We start from the raw sequence: 17,403 nt of genomic DNA, 5'->3' as shown, positions 1-17,403 counted from the left end.
CGGCGTCTGCACCGGGAGAGATGCAACAGCCACGGGCAGCGAGACAGCCATGGTGGCGTCATGACCGCGAGGAGTTCCATGGCCCCACCCTCTGAGGACGCCACGGCCCCGTCGGAGCCACACCGCCATGTCCCCTCCCCGCAGGCTCGGCGTGCCCGCATCGGCACCCTGCTCATGTTCACCGTCAATGGGATGACATTCGCCTCACTGGTACCGCGCCATCCGCAGATCAAGGCCGATCTTGGCGCGTCCCGGACGACATGGGGGCTCGCCGTGGGACTCGGGCCACTCGGTGGGCTGACCCTGGGGTTGTCCGCAGCTCACCTCATACGCCGACATGGTTCGCGCACCATTGCCCTGTGGCCCCAGATCCTCTCGACGACCTGCCTCCTCCTGCTGGCCCGCGCACCACACATCGCATAGGTGTTCGTGGCGATGATCGTCATGAACGTCTTCGACGCACTCACCGACATCGCCATGGACAATGTCAACTCCACCCCGGGACTGGCGGCTGGGTCCGGCCTCACGGTGGCGACGTGGAGCAGAAGGTTGGGTTTCATGATCCACCCCGTGCTCATCGGCCTGCTGGGCGACACCGTCTCGCTGCGTTGGGCGCTGGTCTGCCTGCCGGCAGGGGCAGTGCTGATCCTGATGGCCACCCCGGCGTTCCAGCCAGTCACAGCGGCGCCCCCGGACTGACACATCCACAGAGGTGATGACAGCCTGAGGCTGATCGATCAGCGACCGGTCAGGCGTTGGCCTCGACGTGCCGCCGCCCCTCGAAGGCACGTCCCAGGGTGACCTCGTCGGCGTACTCCAGATCGCTACCGACGGGGAGCCCGGAGGCCAGACGCGAGACCGCCACCCCCATCGGCGCAATGAGCCGGGAGAGGTAGGTGGCCGTCGCCTCCCCCTCCAGATTGGGGTTGGTGGCCAGAATGACCTCGGTGACGGTGCCATCGGCCAGTCGCTGCATGAGTTCGCGAATGTGCAGATCGGACGGGCCCTTGCCATCCAACGGCGAGATGGCACCACCAAGGACGTGGTACAGGCCGCGGTACTCGCGGGTGCGCTCGACGGCGACGACGTCCTTGGACTCCTCGACGACGCAGATCACCGTCTGGTCCCTGCGCGGGTCGCGGCAGTACTGACACTCCTCGTCGGAGGAGACGTTGAAGCAGATGTCACAGAACCGGGCCTTCTCCTTGACCTCACGCAACGCATCCGCCAGCGCGCCGACCTCCTCGTCCGGAGCGTCCAGGACGTGGAAGGCGATGCGCTGGGCACCCTTGGGGCCGATGCCCGGCAGTTGCGCCAGGGCATCGATGAGGTCCTGAAGCGGACCGTCGTACATGTGGTCTCCTCCTCGATCACTGTGGCACGGCCGATGACCGTGGTTCAGTGCTACCACCTCACACCACCTGGCAGGTGATGATCCAGTCAGGTTCGGTGCCGGGTGTACCGGCCATGCACTCCGAGACTGACAACCGAGACGATCAGAGTCCCATTCCCGGAATCTTGGGTGTCATGGCCTGCTGGGCTGCCGCAGCCTTGCCGCTGGCGTCATGGACGGCAGCAATGACCAGGTCGGCCAGGGTGTCGGTGTCGTCGGGATCGACGGTCTGCGGGTCGATCGTGAGCCCGGTGAGTTCCCCGGTGCCGGTGACGACGGCTTTGACGAGCCCACCGCCCGCCGAGCCGTCAAAAGTGGTGGACTCCAGCTGCTGCTGGGCCTGGGCGAGTTGGGCCTGCATGGCCTGGGCCTGGGCGAGCAACCCGTTCATGTCCACGTTGGACAGGTCGAAACCGCCGTTGGGTGTCGTCATGATGGATCCTTTCAGTGTTGTTCGAAAAGGGGACTGACACCGCGAGGAGCGATGTCTTCCTGGGCCCAATGGGGGTGGTGACGATCGATTGGTGGTGGTTCGTCACGGCCGATTGCCGTGCAACCTCAGGAGGCGGACCCCCGTTCGTCGGTGAGGACGACCCCGCCAAGTTCTGTGGTGATGAGTTCGATGGCCGATTCCCCCGAGGAGTCCAGGATCTCCCCGTCACCGGAGTCGGCCAGCTCCCACATGTCGTCGGGGGGCATGTCGTCGGCTGGAGGCTCCGATGGTACATGCCGGTCGAAATCACCATGCGGGTGCCCACCCGTCCCGCTGGCCTGGCCGGAGGCGTCATGGGCAGTGGACCTCTTCTGCCCGGGTGCAGGAGCGTCGAACCGATGAGCCCGGCCAGCAGCCTCGTCCGGGCCGGAGGCGGCACCGCGGGGGGTGGGCTGCGACGTCAGACGTCGCCGTGCGGGGTCCAGGAAGCGAGACCGCGCCGATTCCGGGTACACCTCGGCAGGTGTCTGCACCTGGTGTGGTGGCGGCGTCTGGCCCGACTCCGGGACGTCGGCAGCCTCGTTCACCGAACTCGTGTGCGCCGAGAGGTTCTCCTCACCTGAGGGGTCTGGATTCTCCTGGGAAGCGTCCGATGGCTCCACGGGGCTGTTCGCCACCTGGGAGACGTCCGGCGGGGTGCTCTGCGCACCTCGGTGGATGTCGTCGGCGTCATCGGCACCATGCGTGGAATCGTCGTCGGCAGCTGGGGGGCCACCAGCGGGACCCGTTTGGCGTGTCTGGGAGCTCTGCGGATGGGGGTTCGCCCCGGTCGCCCGACTCCGTGCATCGGGGGTTCCCCTGCCGGGAGCACCTGCTGATCCTGGCCGGGGGCCGTCCGGCCTGTTGCGACGCTCGTCATGGCCACGATGGGCCAACGTTTGGACGTCACCGGTCACCGGGACGAAATCCACGTCGACACCGAGCAGTTGGGCGACGACGTCATGCAGATGCTTGGCATGGTCACCGTGCAGATAACTGTCTCGCGCACCGGGGTTGGAGAATCCCAGGGTCGCCTGATTGCCGTTGACCCCGAGAATCTGCGCGTACTGGTTGAGCACGACGCTCATGTAGCGGCTGTACTCGGATCGGAACACCTCGATGATGCGTGGCCAGGCGTCGCGCAGCATGGTGACGTCCACCCCGTCGGGCCGCTCGGCGGTGGGGCCAGCGGATGGCACAGCAGGACCAGCGGATGCCGACGGATCAACCGGCCGAGCCCCCGACGAGGCAGCCTCGGAAGGCTGCTGGTGGGGCGGTCGTCCGCGCATGGGAGGTTCTGAGGCGGACCTCTGCTGCATCGGGGCCTGGGACTGCTCGGGAGTTGAGGACTGGGCAGAAGTTGTGGACTGGGCAGGTGTCTGGGACTGCGCGGCCCGCGGGTCTTCCCGTGAACCGGCCTGTCCTGTCATGCTCTGCGACGGCGCCTGGGGCTCCTGGGGAGCTGTCGTTCCGGCACCAGTGGGACGGTAGTCCGCGCGCCCCGGTCGTGGGCGACGCGGTCTCTCGGTCGGGTCGGGGGAGGGTGTCGTCCGCGCACCGGGCTGACTGCCCTGCCGGGCAGTTGCCGGAGCTGACCCGCCATCTCTCGAAGACTTGTCCAGAGCAGGATCGCCACCCCGCGGGGCACTGGCCGGGCGGCCCGGACGCGCTGGACGCTCACCGCTCTGCCACCGCTGGTGCTGGGCGGTCTCGTCATGCGACGACTCAACCTCGACGAGATCTCCGGAGCCGGCAGCACCGGCACCGACGATCCCCACCCGTCGTTCCAGACGGTCCAGACGCGCGTGCACCCCACGTTCGTCGGTGTCGGCGTCCGGCAGCAGGATGCGGGAGCACATGAGCTCCAGGTGCAGTCGGGGAGCAGTCGTCCCCCTCATCTGGGTGAGTCCGGTCGCCAGCACCTCGGCGGCTCGGGTGAGTTCCCCCGCCCCCATCGCAGCCGCCTGGTGGGCGAGTCGCTCCCCCTGCTCCGGGGAGACGTCGATGAGTCTGTTGTTCACTGCATCGGGTACGGCAGCGAGGATCACCAGGTCACGCATCCGGCGCAACAGGTCCTCGGCGAATCGACGCGGGTCCTGCCCCATGTCCATGACCTTGTCGATGGTGGCGAAGACCTCGTGGGCATCACCAGCGGCGAACGCATCGACCACCTGGTCCAGCAGGGCGTCGGGGGTGTAGCCGAGCAGGGCAGCCGCCAACTCGTAGGAGACGCCGTCCTCGTCGGCCCCGCCCAGCAGCTGGTCGAGCACCGAGAGTGAGTCACGTACCGATCCGCCACCGGCCCGTACCACCATCGGCAGCACGGCATGGTCGACGGTGATGTCCTCCTTGTCGCACAGCGTCTCCAGGTAGTTCACCAAGGTCGCCGGGGGCACCAGCCGGAACGGGTAGTGGTGGGTTCGGGAGCGGATCGTGCCGATGACCTTCTCCGGCTCCGTCGTGGCGAAGATGAACTTCACGTGCGGCGGGGGTTCCTCGACGAGCTTGAGCATCGCGTTGAAGCCCTGGGTGGTGACCATGTGGGCCTCGTCGATGATGTAGATCTTGTAGCGGGAGCGCACCGGGGCGAAGAATGCGCGTTCCCGCAGGTCACGAGCCTCGTCGACGCCGCCGTGGGAGGCCGCGTCGATCTCGATGACGTCGATGGAGCCTGGGCCGCCACGCGCCAGGTCGCGGCACGACTGGCACCCACCGCATGGGTACGGGGTCGGCCCCTGCTCACAGTTGAGGCAGCGGGCAAGGATGCGGGCACTCGTCGTCTTGCCGCAACCGCGCGGCCCGGAGAACAGGTAGGCGTGGTTGACGCGCCCGTTGACGATCGCACGCTTCAACGGTTCGGTGACGTGCTCCTGACCGATGACCTCGTCGAAGGTGTCCGGGCGGTAGCGCCGGTAGAGGGCCAGTGGCGGGTTCTGCACCGACGTGTCTCGTGAGTCGGCGGCGGCCGCCGGGGTGGGGGACGCGTCGGTGTCCCCGGGTGGGTCACTGGCGGCGGGGGCATCGTCGTCGGTCACGTCCGCCGGCTCGGTGAGTTCGGCGACTCGATCGACCACGCGGGGGTCGAAGGAGTCGTCCTGCTCGTCGGTGTCCAGACCATCGGGCTCGGCAGGGGACTCCGACCCGGCAAGGACGTCATCAGGCTGGGTCGGTTCCTCCGCCGCCGGGTCGGCATCCTGTTCCGGCTTCGATGCGCTCGCCCGGGAATCCGTCTGATCGGTGGAGCCGGAATTGTGCAGCTCCTCCCGGGGCGGCTCGTCCTGACCGAACAGGTCTGGGCCGTCCTGGTCGTACCACTCGTCGGCATCGCGATCATTGCTGGCCTGGTAATCCTCGTCCACGCACAGAAGCCTAGTTGACCGGTGAGACAGTTCTCAGGAGACGAAGCTCAGAACGACGACGAGAAGCGTCACCACCGTGAAAACGGTCCATGCGATGAGGACGGCACCGCGTGCGGAATGCCCCAGCCGGCTGGCCTTGCGACCGCATGACGTCGCAAGCAGGGCCGGGACGAGGAAGGCTGCGATCTCGCAGGCGATGACTGTGTAGGTGACGGAGTCCGGGACCCCGGGTGAGTGCAGCTGTGGATACCCCAGATTGGCTGGCAAGGTCGTCTGGACGAGCATCGCGACGAGCCCGGAGAGCACGAAAATCAGTAGACAGCACCATGTGATCCGGTTCCAGATCTGTCCGGCCCGATCCGTCGTGATGATTCGACTGGGCATGCACACCCCCTGACTGTGACGATCCTGCTGCCGCACGCTTGCACCGGCTGGGCACGGCCCGGCCTGCCAGGAACGAGACTACGACACGACCTGCTTCGTGCCCAGTGCACCTCGCACACAGTGCTGACCAGGAGAATCAGAGATCTCGAGGCGCGCAGGCCCTCGCGGGGCGACAAGGAGCCCGGTCATCAGGAAAGCCCCCTTGAAAAGGGCCTTGACCACCATGGAAAGCCCCCTTGAAAACGAAAAGGGGCTCCCCGCGCACCCGGTAGAGCCAACCTACCCTTGCTGCCTCTCGGCCCTGGGGGAGTTCGGTCAGGTGCCGCCGCGCGGAGAACCTTGCATCCATACTAGAGCGCCACCCAACCCCCCGCCAAACCAACCCGCAGTGTTCGAACCGCACAGCTGCCCCGACAGTTGGATCGGGGCGTTGCGGGAGTCGACACCGGTTTCGAGAAGCCTGAACGGCGCTGCTCAACGACGTGGATGTCAGACTCTGATACCTGCCCAGGCCGTAGTGAGGCCCCACGACCGGTGCCATGAACGGGTCACCTCGTCCGCGGGTTCGGAGCTGGGGATGTGGAGGTGCCCCCACACCAGGTTTCGAGGGGTTGCAGAGGTCTCTTCCTCGCATCATTGAGCCCTCGGGGGTTGCAAGGGGGTCGCCCCCCTTGCATCATTAAGTAATGACTCGCATTGACGCGTGGCTGTGGTCCGTTCGAGCCTTCAAAACGCGCTCCATGGCCACTGCCGCCATCAAGGGCGGCCACGTACGGCTCAACGACGCCCCGGTCAAACCCGCCCATGAGGTGCACCCCGGAGACGTCGTCACCATCCGCACCCCCGGCTGGGATCGGGTGCTCAAGGTGGTTCAGCCGATCTCCAAACGAGTCGGCGCCAAGGACGCCGCCCTGGCCATGGAGGATCTCTCACTCCCCCGCCCGGCATATCTCAATGCCCCGGTTGCCAGACGTGACCGAGGCGCTGGCCGACCCACGAAACGCGACCGCCGCAAGATCGACAGCCTCATGGGACGCTCGAACCGAAATGTCTGATTGGCGTCATCGTCCGTTCACCCGTATGATGTCTCGCGGAGGATTCGCCTAGAGGCCTATGGCGCTCGCTTGGAAAGCGGGTTGGGTTCACGCCCTCACGAGTTCGAATCTCGTATCCTCCGCCACTAGCCCACTTGACCATTGGTCAGGTGGGCTTTTTCGCGGGACTGCCCCGCTCGTTCCGACACCGAGCCAGGACACAGCTCGCGGGAGCACCGAACGCAGGGCAGCACCGATACCGGACAGAGCACCATGCCCACACCCCAGCTCCACCTCCACCTTCGAGACTCTCGCCCTCGCCACCCCACCTTCGAGGCCCGCGTCCGGCAGCCAATAGCCTTGTGGTCATGGAGTCGCTCGTGGTCACCGGTGGGGCCGGATTCATCGGCAGCAACTTCGTGCACTGGGTGATCCAGCACACGGATGTCCGAGTCATCGTCCTGGACGCCATGACCTACGCAGCCAACCCGCGTTCCCTCATCGGCCTGCCCAGTGATCGTTGCACGGTGGTTCCCGGCAGCATCACCGACGCAAGTCTGGTGGACGACCTCGTGCGCGAGGCAGACGCTGTCGTCAATTTCGCAGCGGAGTCCCACAACGACAACTCGCTGCGCAATCCCGAACCCTTCCTCACGACCAACGTCATGGGCACCTACACCGTGTTGGAGGCGGTTCGACGCCATCACGTGCGATTCCACCAGGTCTCCACCGACGAGGTGTTCGGGCCACTGGGAATGACGGACCCACCAGTCACGGCCGACGCGCCGTACCGCCCGTCATCTCCCTACTCGGCATCCAAGGCCAGCGCCGACCATCTGGTGCGAGCCTGGGTGCGTTCCTTCGGGGTGGCCGCGACCACATCGTGTTGCACGAACAACTACGGGCCACGTCAACATGTCGAGAAGTTCATCGCACGCCAGATCACCACCATCCTCGACGGCCATCGCCCCAGGCTCTACGGCGACGGCCGGCACATACGCGACTGGATCCACGTCACCGATCACGCCCGGGCCATCTGGACGATCCTGCACCACGGACGAATCGGACAGACGTACCTCGTCAGCGCCGAGAACCAGGCATCCAACCTCGACGTCGTTCGCCTCATCCTCGACCTCATGGGGCATCCGATGGACGACTACGACCTCGTCGCGGACCGGCCCGGCCACGACCTGCGATACGCCCTGGACTACACTCGAACGCGTGAGGAGTTGGGCTGGCACCCGCAGTACACCGATCTGCGCGCCGGACTCGCGGACACAATCGACTGGTACCGAGCCAACGAGGCCTGGTGGCGCCCCGACAAGGCAGCCACCGAAGCCAGCTACGCACGAACCGGGCAATGACTCCCGGGCGAGAATGACCCCGACAACGATCACACTCCACCACGACTGCCCCAGGAAGGCACCCCCAGGGAATCGACCGTCGTCTTGCAGGGCTCCGCACCCGTCCCCCGCAGCCCAGCAAGACACCTGAGGTCTCATCGCGTAACATGTGGCCTTGTCACAGGTTTTCCAGCGCTTTTGTGTGCCGTTGACGCACTGTCGTGCTCCTTTTTTCCGTGGGCACTGGGTAGACTCGCTGTGACTAGGGTGTGTTCTGCAACCTGACGAGCGCATTTCGCAGGGCCTGGAAAGGGGGACTCGTGGGTATCTTGGACAAGTTCAACGTGGACCTCGAAAGGGTCTCCGACAACCTGTTCTCCCGAATATCCAAGTCCGAGGTGGAGCCCGTCGAGATTGCCGCTCGACTGCAACGCGAGCTCGATTCCCACGCCAAGCTGTTGTCCAAGGGTCGCCGGCTCGTCCCCAATGAGTTCACGGTGCGCCTGTCACCTCAGGACTACGAGCGTCTGGCCCCCTACACCAAGACACTCAACGGCGAGATCATTCCCCAGCTGAGGGATCACGCCACCGAGCGCCGCTACGTCTTCAACGGGCCGATCCGCGTCGACTACGACTTGGACGAGGAGTTGGGAATCGGTCGTTTCGAGGTGGACTCCGGTCCTCGTGCCCAGGCCACCCACCCCAGTTCGGGACGGCTCGTCCTGGAGGTCAACGGGGTGCGTCATCCCCTCACCCCACCCGGACTGTTCATCGGACGTGGCACCGAGGCGGACCTGCGGCTCAACGATCCAGGAGTGTCACGCATGCATGCCCGCCTGCACGTGTGGCCCACCGACGACGGCGTGGGGGTGTCCATCGAGGATCTGGGATCGACCAACGGCATCATCGTCGACGGGGTCCGGGTGAGCACGACAGAACTGCACGACGGATCGCGCATCGAGGTTGGTTCCACTCGCATGCTCGTCCACGCCCCGACGGGAATGTGATACATGAGTGAGTTCCTCATCGGCGTGTTGCGTATCGCCTATCTGGCAGTGCTGTGGGCGTTCATCCTCCTCGCCGTCAATGTCATCAGGACCGACATCTTTGGCCACAGCGTGGCGCGCGGCGCCGAGGGACATGTCGGCACCCCGGCCACAGACTCCACTGGTCGCCGCCGACACCGACTGGGCCGCAGGAAGGCTGACCGGCCCGCCACCCTGCAGATCATGTCCGGTGACCAGGCCGGCCTGGAGATTCCGCTCATCGACACGATCGTCATCGGCCGTGGCGGGGGCTCCACCCTCGTCATCGAGGACGACTACGCCTCCACCGAGCATGCCGAGATCAGCCAAGGATTTGATGGACTCTGGTTCGTCGAGGACCTCACCTCCACCAACGGCACCTACGTCAATGGGCAGAACATTGAGGAGCTCACCCGTCTCGACGTGGACGACGAGGTCCGCATCGGTCGAACCGTGATGGTGGTGCGGGGCCAGCGGTGACGACGACTTTCTCCCTCAACACACGCAGCCACAGCGAGATTGGGCTGGTCCGCAAGAACAACCAGGACTCGGGCTACGTCTCCGCCACGATGCTGGCGGTGGCCGACGGCATGGGTGGTGCCGCCGCCGGCGACCTGGCCTCCACCGTGGCCATCGACCACATCTGTGCCGCCGATGCCCACCGTGAGGGTGAGGACATGCTCACGACTCTTGCCGGGGCCGTGGCGGCAGCCAATGATGACCTCGCCGACCTCGTCGCCTGGGACGCGAGCCTCGATGGCATGGGTACGACCTTCTGCGGAGCCATGTTCTCCGGGACCCAGCTCGGCCTGGTGCACATCGGTGACTCACGTGCCTACCTGCTGCGCAACGGCCAGCTGAGTCGTCTCACCCACGACCACTCCTGGGTGCAGTCCCTCATCGACGAGGGTCGCATCACCCCGCAGGAGGCTGCGGTGCACCCGCACCGTTCGCTGCTGCTCAAGGTGCTCAACGGACAGGCCCAGCACTCCCCAGACGCCAGTCTGGTCGACGTGCGTCTGGGTGACCGGTTGCTGTTCTGCTCCGACGGGCTGTGTGGTCTCGTTGACGACGAGACCATCAAGCGCCTGCTGACAAGGCCAGATCCCAACGAAGCCCTGTCCCGCCTCGTCGACGCCGCACACCGTGCCGGAGGCAAGGACAACATCACCATCATCGTCTCCGACGTCGTCGCACAGAGTGACGAACTGGACGCCGTCGAGGGCACGGTCATCGGGGCTGCCGCCACGACACGGATCCCACGTCACGAGAGCACCACCGAGATCCCGACGACATCCGAGCGTCCCGCGCATGCAGCAGATCACCCCAGCCGCCAGGTGCTCTTCGACTCAGAGGCCGAGGAGTCCATGCGCTACGCCCCGATCGCGAAGTCGGCCAGGCAACGATTCCGCTCCTGGCTCGTCGTGCTCGTGTGCATCGCCGCCGTCCTCGTCGCGACGGTCCTCGGCGCCCGGGCCTACCTGAGGTCGCAGTACTACGTGGGAACCAGTGGTGAGAACGTGGCGATCCATCAAGGTGTCCCAGAGAAGCTGTTGTGGATGGACCTGCATTCCGTCGTCGAGGATTCCGACATCAGGGTGGCCGACCTGCCCCGTGACTACCGCAGTCGTGTGGAATCAAGCATCCGGGTGCCCTCGGTGGAGTCCGGGCGAGCCACGCTGGAGGAGCTGCGTATCGGTGAACAGTACTGCCGGGCCGTACGCGACCAGCATGCCCGCTCGACCAGCACGACGCCATCAGCACCCGCAGCGCCGCCTGGCACACCATCCTCGGCAACGGTGAGCCCGTCGGCGGCTCCCTCTGCCAGCAGCACACCAACTTCTGAGGCCCAGTTGCCCCAGGTGCAGGCAGGAGACTGCCCATGAGCGTGTCCACCGACGAGCAGCAGACCATCATCGTCCAGCCCAAACGTCATTGGAGCCAGCTGGGACTGCTCATCCTCGCCTGGGCGTTGGGGGTGAGTGGCTACCTGCTCACCGAACTCAACATCCACGATGACCTACCCACCAACTGGCAGGTCATCGTGGGCGGTTGGCTGGCAGTCGCGCTGGCATGTCACCTCGTCACGAGGTTTGCCATTCCCTACGCCGATCCCATCATCCTGCCAGTCGTCGTCACCCTCAACGGGCTCGGCCTGGCGATGATCCACCGCATTGACCTCATTGCGAGTCCGCCCCGGCAGCGTTTCGAGGCCCAGCTCGTCTGGACCCTGGGCGGCATGATCCTGTGGGCGTTGACGGTGACCGTCCTGCGCGACTATCGGAAGTTGCAGCAGATTCCCTACGTGCTGTTCCTCGTCGGTCTCGTGCTGCTCCTGCTGCCCATCGTCCCGGTGATCGGTACTGAGATCAACGGGTCGCGGATCTGGGTGCACCTCGGACCGTTCTCGTTGCAGCCCGCAGAGATCGCAAAGGTCGTCCTGGCCATCGCCTTCGCGGGATATCTCGTGGAGAAACGCGACGTGCTCTCGGTGGCGGGCAGGAAGGTGCTGGGGCTTCAGTTGCCGCGGCTGCGCGACATCGGCCCCATCTCCGTGGTGTGGCTCGCATCCATGCTCGTCATCGTCTTCGAGCGGGATCTCGGCACCGGCATGCTGTTCTTCGGCATGTTCGTCGTCATGCTCTACGTGGCCACCGGCAGGACTGGTTGGGTGGTGCTCGGTGGCACCGCCGCGATCGTCGGGGCGTGGGGAGCCATCGCCCTCACCCCGCACGTCGGTACTCGTATCAATGCCTGGCTGCACCCGTTCGACGACTTCGACAAGAACCGTCAGGTCATCGAGGCCCAGTACGGCATGGCCTGGGGAGGTCTGGCCGGGCGCGGATGGGGGCTGGGACGTCCCGGCCTGGTGACCTTCTCGTGGAGCGACTTCATCTCGTCCTCCATCGGCGAGGAACTGGGCGTCACCGGGCTGCTCGCCATCATCGTGCTGTACGCCCTGCTCGTCTTTCGTGGCCTGCGAGCCGCCCTGGCCTCCCGGGACGGTTTCGGGACGCTGCTCGCCGCGGGGCTGGCCTTCGTCTTCGCCCTGCAGGTCTTCGCCATCATCGGTGGTGTGACCAGGTTGCTGCCCCTCACCGGCCTGACGACCCCATTCATGAGCCAGGGCGGGTCGTCACTCATCGCCAACTGGGTGATCATCGGAATCTTCATGACCATCAGCCACCAGGCCCGCCGCCCCGTCGACCAGATCATGATTCCGACTCCACGAGGGGGTGAGCAGGCATGAACCGCCCGATTCGCGCCGTCGCCGTGTTCACGGCACTGATGTTCCTCGCGTTGTCCGTCAACGTCACCTATGCTGCGCTGTTCCGGCAGTCCGACCTCAACAACGACTCCCGCAACACCCGCGTACGTGACGCCGAATTCTCCCAGAACCGCGGTGACATCCTCGTCGGGTCGACGGCCGTGGCTCGTACCGTCGCCTCCGACGGGCAGTTCCACTACCAGCGCACCTACGCGCACGGCAAGAAGTACGCCCCCATCACCGGGTACTACTCGTACTACTACGGGCGCACCATGCTCGAGCAGACCCAGAACCCACAGCTGACCGGCACCTCGGACGCCCAGTGGCTCTCGCGTCTGACCGGCACCCTGGGCGGGCACAAGCCACAAGGCGGCTCCTTGTTGACGACCGTCAATGCCAGTGCCCAGGACGCAGCCTGGGAAGGCCTGCGAGGCAAGAAAGGTGCAGTCGTCGCCCTCGACTACTCCACCGGCGCCGTACTGGCGATGGCCTCCAACCCGTCCTTCGACCCGAACCTGCTGGCCACCCACGACCTCAAGGCCTCCCAGCAGAGTTGGAAACGGCTGCTGGACGACCCCGACAATCCGATGGCCAACCGGGCCAGCCGTGAGATCTACCCGCCGGGGTCCACCTTCAAACTCGTCACGGCCGCCGCTGCCCTGCAGCACGGTTACACACCAGATTCCCAGGTGAGCTCGCCCAAGGCGTACACCTTGCCGAACACCACCAATTCCCTGACCAACGAGATCAACTGTGGCGGTGACAACGTCACCCTCACGCATGCCCTGGAGATCTCGTGCAACACCGCTTTCGCCAAGCTCGGTGTGGGACTCTCCGAGCGCACCCTCGCCGATCAGGCCAGCAAATTCGGTTTCGGTTCCGAGCCCGACTCCGACATCTCGATGGCCACCTCGAAGTTCCCCACCCAGCTCAACGACGCCCAACTCGCGCTGAGCTCCATCGGCCAGTACAACGTCGCCGCCTCCCCGCTGCAGATGGCGATGGTGGCTGCGGGAATCGCCAACGACGGTGTACTCATGGAGCCCTACCTCACCAGATCCGTGCGAGCCGCGAACCTGCAGACGGTGTGGAGCCACAAGGACACCCCGATGTCGACCCCGATGACCCGCAAGTCGGCGAAACAGCTGCAGGAGATGATGGTCTCGGTCGTCAACAACGGTACTGGCAGGAATGCCAGGATCAGCGGCGTCACGGTGGGGGGCAAGACCGGTACAGCCCAGACCTCCCCGGACAAACCGCCCTATGCCTGGTTCGTCGGCTGGTCCGACAAGCCGAAGGTTGCCGTGGCGGTGTTCGTCGAGTCGTCCAACACGGAGCGCTCCGAGATTGCCGGCGGACGTCTCGGTGCCCCTATTGCTCGCGACGTGATCGAGGCCCTGAGATGATCGACACGGCACCGCTCCTCACCACGGTGATCAGCACTGGCAGGACGCCCGGAAGTACTGGGGCGAATGCCAGGACGAACATGCCAACCATCACCAACAGGTGGCACATCCTCACCAGCAGTCCCGTCCGCACGAACGCGGCGTCCTGCTGTGAACCCTGCGAAGGAGTACTCCCATGAGTGATTCAACGACATGGCTCGGTGATCGCTACGAGCTACTCGACATCATTGGTCGCGGCGGCATGGCCGAGGTGTGGCAGGCCCGTGACCACCGGCTGGGGCGTCTGGTCGCCGTCAAGCGCCTGCGCGTCGATCTGGCCAGTGATTCCACCTTCCAGGCCAGGTTCCAGCGTGAGGCACAGTCGGCGGCCGGGTTGAACCACCCGAACATCGTGGCCGTCTACGACACCGGTGAGACCACCGATCCGACCACCCACATGCCGGTGCCCTACATCGTCATGGAGCTGGTGGAGGGCCACACCCTGCGTGAGGTGCTGCGGGACGGTCGCAAGATCCTGCCCGAACGTGCCCTGGAGTTCTGCGTGGGGGTGCTCAATGCCTTGGCGTACTCCCATGCAGCCGGCATCGTCCACCGTGACATCAAGCCGGCCAACGTCATGCTCACCCGCAACGGGTCGATCAAGGTCATGGACTTCGGTATCGCTCGGGCAGTGGCAGACACCTCGGCGACGATGACCCAGACGGCAGCTGTCATCGGCACCGCCCAGTACCTGTCCCCGGAACAGGCTCGCGGTGAGACCGTCGACAACCGTGCCGACATCTACGCCACCGGATGTCTGCTCTACGAACTGCTGGTGGGACGTCCCCCCTTCGTGGGTGACTCGCCCGTGTCGGTGGCCTACCAGCACGTACGTGAGGTCCCCTCACCGCCGTCAACCCTGGACTCTGAAGTGACGCCGGCCATGGACGCCGTCACACTCAAGGCCTTGGAGAAGGACCCGGAGCACCGCTACCCCACCGCCACACAGATGCGTGAGGACTTGGAACGGGTCCTCACCGGAGCAACTCCGCAGGCTCTCCTCGAGAGCAATGAGGACGCCTCTCCCGACGACCAGGCCACCCTGCTGGTTCCAGCCGTCACCGCTGAGGAGTCGCCGACCCGAGCCCTCACCTCGACGCCGGCCCACGCGGCCCCTGGCGAGCCCGTCGGTGATGATGTGGCGAATGAGGACGAGACGAAACCACGCAAGAAATGGCCCATCATCCTGGCCATCGTGCTGGTGCTGGCCGCAGCCGGTACTGGATTCGCCCTGTGGCACGCGCACCGTTCCGGTCCCCCCGCCCCCAGTCCCACACCGCAGGTGAAGATGATGAAGGTTCCTGCCGTCAAGGGACTGAGCAAGGACGGTGCCATCTCGACCCTGAAGAATGCCGGTCTCACCGCAGAGGTGAAACACACCAAGTCCGACAGGGACACCGCCAATCAGGTGCTCAAGCAGAATCCAGAAGCTGGCAAGTCGGTCCCGATGGGGACGACGGTGACCATCACCGTCAACGACGGACCTGGCCAGCACACAGTCCCTAAGCTTAAGAGTCTCGAGGAGAGCGACGCTCGTCAGGCCCTCAAGGATGCTGGATTCAGTGATGCCGAGATCCGGGTGGAGTCTGACAATAATCCGCCGGCCAGTAGGGGAACGGTCATCCGGGTCTCGCCCTCGGAAGGTAGTAAGGTCGACGACGGCACGATCGTGACACTCACCTTGGCCACCGGGAATTCCGTGGTCCCCAACGTCGTAGATATGTCCCTAGAAGATGCCCAGAAGGAGCTCGAAAGGGCTGGGTTACGGGTTGCGCTCTCGTCAGGAGACGCTTCTGACAAGAGCGCAACAGTGCTCTCACAAACCCCGTCGGGAGGTAGCGATGAAATCGTTGATTACGGAACCGTGGTGACACTGACCGTCGCCACACGTCAGCCCGACAATCACGAGCAGCCTTCACATTCCCAAGGCACCGCAACCACCCAGCCGACTCAAACCACCGAGCCGGCCGCCCCCACGCAGACCGACCAGCCGAGTGAACCCACCGATCCCAGCGAGGAAGGTGACCCAACCGAGCGCTGAGGCAAGGGCGGTGGCCCTACCCTTTTCCCGGCAAACCTGACGAGAGCAGGAGCTCACGGGTGCCCGTCAAACCTGACGAAAGCAGGTACCACGAGGTGCCCGGGCACCTCGTCCCGTGACGGCGGGGAGGGGATCTGACTCGTCGACCTTGGCCGAGGCCGACGTCATGTCGGCCGGCTCACCTCGTGGGTTGCGGGGTGACCACACCTGTGGTGGCCTGGCCCGCGAAGGGCGGCATGATCACCGAGGGCTTGTCCCTGACCTTCCACCCCAGCTGGTAGGCGTCGACGTACTGCTGGTAGATGCGCACCGACTCCGACTCGTCCAAGGCTTGGTGCAGCGACTCCAGATCGCCGATCGCCTGGATGTGGTACGGCGGGGCGTAGGGCACCCCGTGCAGGACGACGGTGTTGCCCACGCACTTCACCGCAGTCATGGCGGTGACGCGCTGACCCTGGATGGTCATCGCCTCGGCACCACCGGACCACAACGCATTGACCACGGCCTGGATGTCCTGCTGGTGCACGACGAGCATGTTTGCATCGACCCCATCGGCCTCGACGGACAGTGGTGCATCGGAGAGGACGACCTCGATCGCGGGACCCTTGACAGGTTGCAAACCTGCCGGTGCTGCCACGGCGCTGGCAGTGGGATCGGCAGAAGGGGCTCCCTGTTTCTCCCGCGACAGTTTCTCCACCTCGCTGCGCAGGCCATTGGCCTCGGTCTGCAGGTCGGAGTTGCGCTGCGCCTGTTTGCGCACGATGTCGGTCATCGAGGAGTTGGTGTCGGGGCGCAGATCCTGGCCGCGGGAGTTGATGGCGGCCGTCGTCATCATGAATCCTGCCAAGCACACGACGAGAATCGACGCGCCGCGACGTCTGCGTTTGGTGTGCGGGCTGGACCCGTGATCCGACGAGGGATCGGCATCTGGGTCCTCGTCAACGTTGCGCCCCGGCCGCGGAACAGCCCTGGAACTCGAGGCAACCTTCTCTGGGCGTGAACTTCGAGAAGCAGGACGCTCAGTCCCGGGATGCTCGTCATGGTCGTCAGCCATGATCTTGCCTTCCATCAGTCCATCAGTTCCTTAGGGCGCGGCCCCAACCAACCGCCGTGCGCCAACGACTCAACTGTAGTTGCCGGTCTGTCAGCAGCTGTGCTGTGTCGTCTGCAGTGTCTGATGGGCGTGGACGATTACCTGCGCCGTCGAACCGTCAACTAGGCTATCCCTACCACAACGTCGATCTCACATTCTAGGAGCAGTGCCGTGCCGGAATCGAAGGTTCGTCCCTCTGCCAAGAAGAAGGCCCAGGCCAAGCAGCACGACAAGGAGCGTGAGGCCGAAGCCAGGAAGAAGGCGGCTCCCGTCGATCGCTCCTGGGTGCCGTGGGTCTTCGTGCCGCTGGGTCTGTTCGGGGTGCTGTGGCTCGTCGTCTACTACATCGGCGGCGCGTACATCCCGTTCATGAAGGCCATGGGAAACTGGAACATGCTGGTCGGCATCGGTTGCATGGCCGCATCGTTCGTCGTTGCAACGTTCTGGAAGTAATCGGACCAGGGCTGGCCACGTGGATGTGACCAGCCCTGCACCTGGTCTCTAGCTTCCCGTGACGTCCGGGCACAGTGCTCGCACGCCACGGGT

16 protein-coding genes, 1 tRNA gene and 1 other RNA gene are annotated in these 17,403 nt (G+C 65.2%); 12 read left to right on the top strand and 6 right to left on the bottom strand.

From position 1 onward, the window contains the following. Positions 1-78 precede the first annotated feature (78 nt). Positions 79-423: a hypothetical protein gene (locus tag ACP8JZ_RS00920; protein ID WP_484482523.1), complete on the top strand. Its 345-nt coding sequence runs from the start codon at positions 79-81 to the stop codon at positions 421-423. A gap of 6 nt (positions 424-429) precedes the next feature. Further along, a complete protein-coding gene (locus tag ACP8JZ_RS00915) occupies positions 430-699 on the top strand; it encodes a hypothetical protein (protein WP_484484258.1) in 270 nt (89 codons plus the stop codon). Between the two features lie 49 nt (positions 700-748). Here the strand turns inward: ACP8JZ_RS00915 and recR are convergent, their stop codons facing one another. From recR to ffs, 5 genes are all read right to left on the bottom strand, one after another. Next, positions 749-1,354: a recombination mediator RecR gene (gene recR / locus ACP8JZ_RS00910; protein ID WP_021103820.1), complete on the bottom strand. Its 606-nt coding sequence runs from the start codon at positions 1,352-1,354 to the stop codon at positions 749-751. A gap of 142 nt (positions 1,355-1,496) precedes the next feature. Beyond that, positions 1,497-1,826 (bottom strand): YbaB/EbfC family nucleoid-associated protein, encoded by a 330-nt coding sequence (locus ACP8JZ_RS00905; RefSeq protein WP_021103819.1) that lies wholly within the window; start codon positions 1,824-1,826, stop codon positions 1,497-1,499. Positions 1,827-1,951: 125 nt separating this feature from the next. After that, the gene (locus ACP8JZ_RS00900; RefSeq protein ID WP_484482772.1) at positions 1,952-5,254 is read right to left on the bottom strand and encodes a DNA polymerase III subunit gamma and tau; all 3,303 of its coding nucleotides are present in this window, start codon (positions 5,252-5,254) and stop codon (positions 1,952-1,954) included. Positions 5,255-5,257: 3 nt separating this feature from the next. Beyond that, positions 5,258-5,608 (bottom strand): hypothetical protein, encoded by a 351-nt coding sequence (locus tag ACP8JZ_RS00895; RefSeq protein ID WP_323458482.1) that lies wholly within the window; start codon positions 5,606-5,608, stop codon positions 5,258-5,260. A 245-nt stretch (positions 5,609-5,853) separates the two neighbouring features. Continuing rightward, positions 5,854-5,950: signal recognition particle sRNA small type (ffs, locus tag ACP8JZ_RS00890), an RNA gene on the bottom strand. A 344-nt stretch (positions 5,951-6,294) separates the two neighbouring features. On the opposite strand from ffs, the gene ACP8JZ_RS00885 reads away from it, so the two are divergent. The 9 genes from ACP8JZ_RS00885 (at position 6,295) to pknB (ending at position 15,764) form a co-directional block, all read left to right on the top strand. Beyond that, entirely contained in the window at positions 6,295-6,663 is a 369-nt protein-coding gene (locus ACP8JZ_RS00885) for an RNA-binding S4 domain-containing protein (protein ID WP_323457355.1), read from the top strand. A gap of 37 nt (positions 6,664-6,700) precedes the next feature. Further along, positions 6,701-6,788, top strand: a tRNA-Ser gene (locus ACP8JZ_RS00880). A 222-nt stretch (positions 6,789-7,010) separates the two neighbouring features. Then, a complete protein-coding gene (rfbB, locus tag ACP8JZ_RS00875; protein WP_484482522.1) occupies positions 7,011-8,006 on the top strand; it encodes a dTDP-glucose 4,6-dehydratase in 996 nt (331 codons plus the stop codon). A gap of 299 nt (positions 8,007-8,305) precedes the next feature. Further along, positions 8,306-8,992, top strand: coding sequence for an FHA domain-containing protein (locus ACP8JZ_RS00870; RefSeq protein ID WP_277101351.1), 687 nt, complete (start codon positions 8,306-8,308; stop codon positions 8,990-8,992). Positions 8,993-8,995: 3 nt separating this feature from the next. After that, a complete protein-coding gene (locus ACP8JZ_RS00865) occupies positions 8,996-9,490 on the top strand; it encodes an FHA domain-containing protein FhaB/FipA (protein WP_277101350.1) in 495 nt (164 codons plus the stop codon). Positions 9,491-9,528: 38 nt separating this feature from the next. Next, positions 9,529-10,896: a PP2C family protein-serine/threonine phosphatase gene (locus ACP8JZ_RS00860; RefSeq protein WP_306517715.1), complete on the top strand. Its 1,368-nt coding sequence runs from the start codon at positions 9,529-9,531 to the stop codon at positions 10,894-10,896. Beyond that, positions 10,893-12,260, top strand: a complete 1,368-nt coding sequence (locus tag ACP8JZ_RS00855) for an FtsW/RodA/SpoVE family cell cycle protein (protein ID WP_306517701.1) — start codon at positions 10,893-10,895, stop codon at positions 12,258-12,260. The genes ACP8JZ_RS00860 and ACP8JZ_RS00855 overlap by 4 nt, the downstream gene beginning before the upstream one ends. Continuing rightward, positions 12,257-13,684: a peptidoglycan D,D-transpeptidase FtsI family protein gene (locus tag ACP8JZ_RS00850; protein WP_484482521.1), complete on the top strand. Its 1,428-nt coding sequence runs from the start codon at positions 12,257-12,259 to the stop codon at positions 13,682-13,684. The genes ACP8JZ_RS00855 and ACP8JZ_RS00850 overlap by 4 nt, the downstream gene beginning before the upstream one ends. A 175-nt stretch (positions 13,685-13,859) precedes the next feature. Next, positions 13,860-15,764, top strand: coding sequence for a Stk1 family PASTA domain-containing Ser/Thr kinase (gene pknB / locus ACP8JZ_RS00845; RefSeq protein WP_484482520.1), 1,905 nt, complete (start codon positions 13,860-13,862; stop codon positions 15,762-15,764). Positions 15,765-15,942: 178 nt separating this feature from the next. Here pknB and ACP8JZ_RS00840 read toward each other — a convergent pair whose 3' ends face one another. Beyond that, on the bottom strand, positions 15,943-16,818 hold the full coding sequence (locus ACP8JZ_RS00840) for a DUF881 domain-containing protein (protein ID WP_394371446.1): 876 nt from the start codon (positions 16,816-16,818) through the stop codon (positions 15,943-15,945). A gap of 210 nt (positions 16,819-17,028) precedes the next feature. Between ACP8JZ_RS00840 and ACP8JZ_RS00835 the strand changes: the two genes are divergently transcribed. Next, positions 17,029-17,310, top strand: a complete 282-nt coding sequence (locus ACP8JZ_RS00835; protein WP_021105906.1) for a cell division protein CrgA — start codon at positions 17,029-17,031, stop codon at positions 17,308-17,310. The last annotated feature ends 93 nt before the right edge of the window (positions 17,311-17,403 follow it).

It is taken from the genome of Cutibacterium sp. LaCa_286, from assembly GCF_057198075.1.
This window is presented reverse-complemented; position numbering and strand designations above follow the sequence as displayed.

Excerpts from the sequence above, each read along its gene's own strand:
- ACP8JZ_RS00895 (WP_323458482.1), bottom strand. The coding sequence starts at position 5,608 with ATGCCCAGTCGAATCATCACGACGGATCGGGCCGGACAGATCTGGAAC.
- ACP8JZ_RS00905 (WP_021103819.1), bottom strand. The coding sequence starts at position 1,826 with ATGACGACACCCAACGGCGGTTTCGACCTGTCCAACGTGGACATGAAC.
- recR (WP_021103820.1), bottom strand. The coding sequence starts at position 1,354 with ATGTACGACGGTCCGCTTCAGGACCTCATCGATGCCCTGGCGCAACTG.
- ACP8JZ_RS00850 (WP_484482521.1), top strand. The coding sequence starts at position 12,257 with ATGAACCGCCCGATTCGCGCCGTCGCCGTGTTCACGGCACTGATGTTC.
- ACP8JZ_RS00920 (WP_484482523.1), top strand. The coding sequence starts at position 79 with ATGGCCCCACCCTCTGAGGACGCCACGGCCCCGTCGGAGCCACACCGC.
- ACP8JZ_RS00855 (WP_306517701.1), top strand. The coding sequence starts at position 10,893 with ATGAGCGTGTCCACCGACGAGCAGCAGACCATCATCGTCCAGCCCAAA.
- pknB (WP_484482520.1), top strand. The coding sequence starts at position 13,860 with ATGAGTGATTCAACGACATGGCTCGGTGATCGCTACGAGCTACTCGAC.
- ACP8JZ_RS00885 (WP_323457355.1), top strand. The coding sequence starts at position 6,295 with ATGACTCGCATTGACGCGTGGCTGTGGTCCGTTCGAGCCTTCAAAACG.
- ACP8JZ_RS00865 (WP_277101350.1), top strand. The coding sequence starts at position 8,996 with ATGAGTGAGTTCCTCATCGGCGTGTTGCGTATCGCCTATCTGGCAGTG.
- rfbB (WP_484482522.1), top strand. The coding sequence starts at position 7,011 with ATGGAGTCGCTCGTGGTCACCGGTGGGGCCGGATTCATCGGCAGCAAC.
- ACP8JZ_RS00840 (WP_394371446.1), bottom strand. The coding sequence starts at position 16,818 with ATGGCTGACGACCATGACGAGCATCCCGGGACTGAGCGTCCTGCTTCT.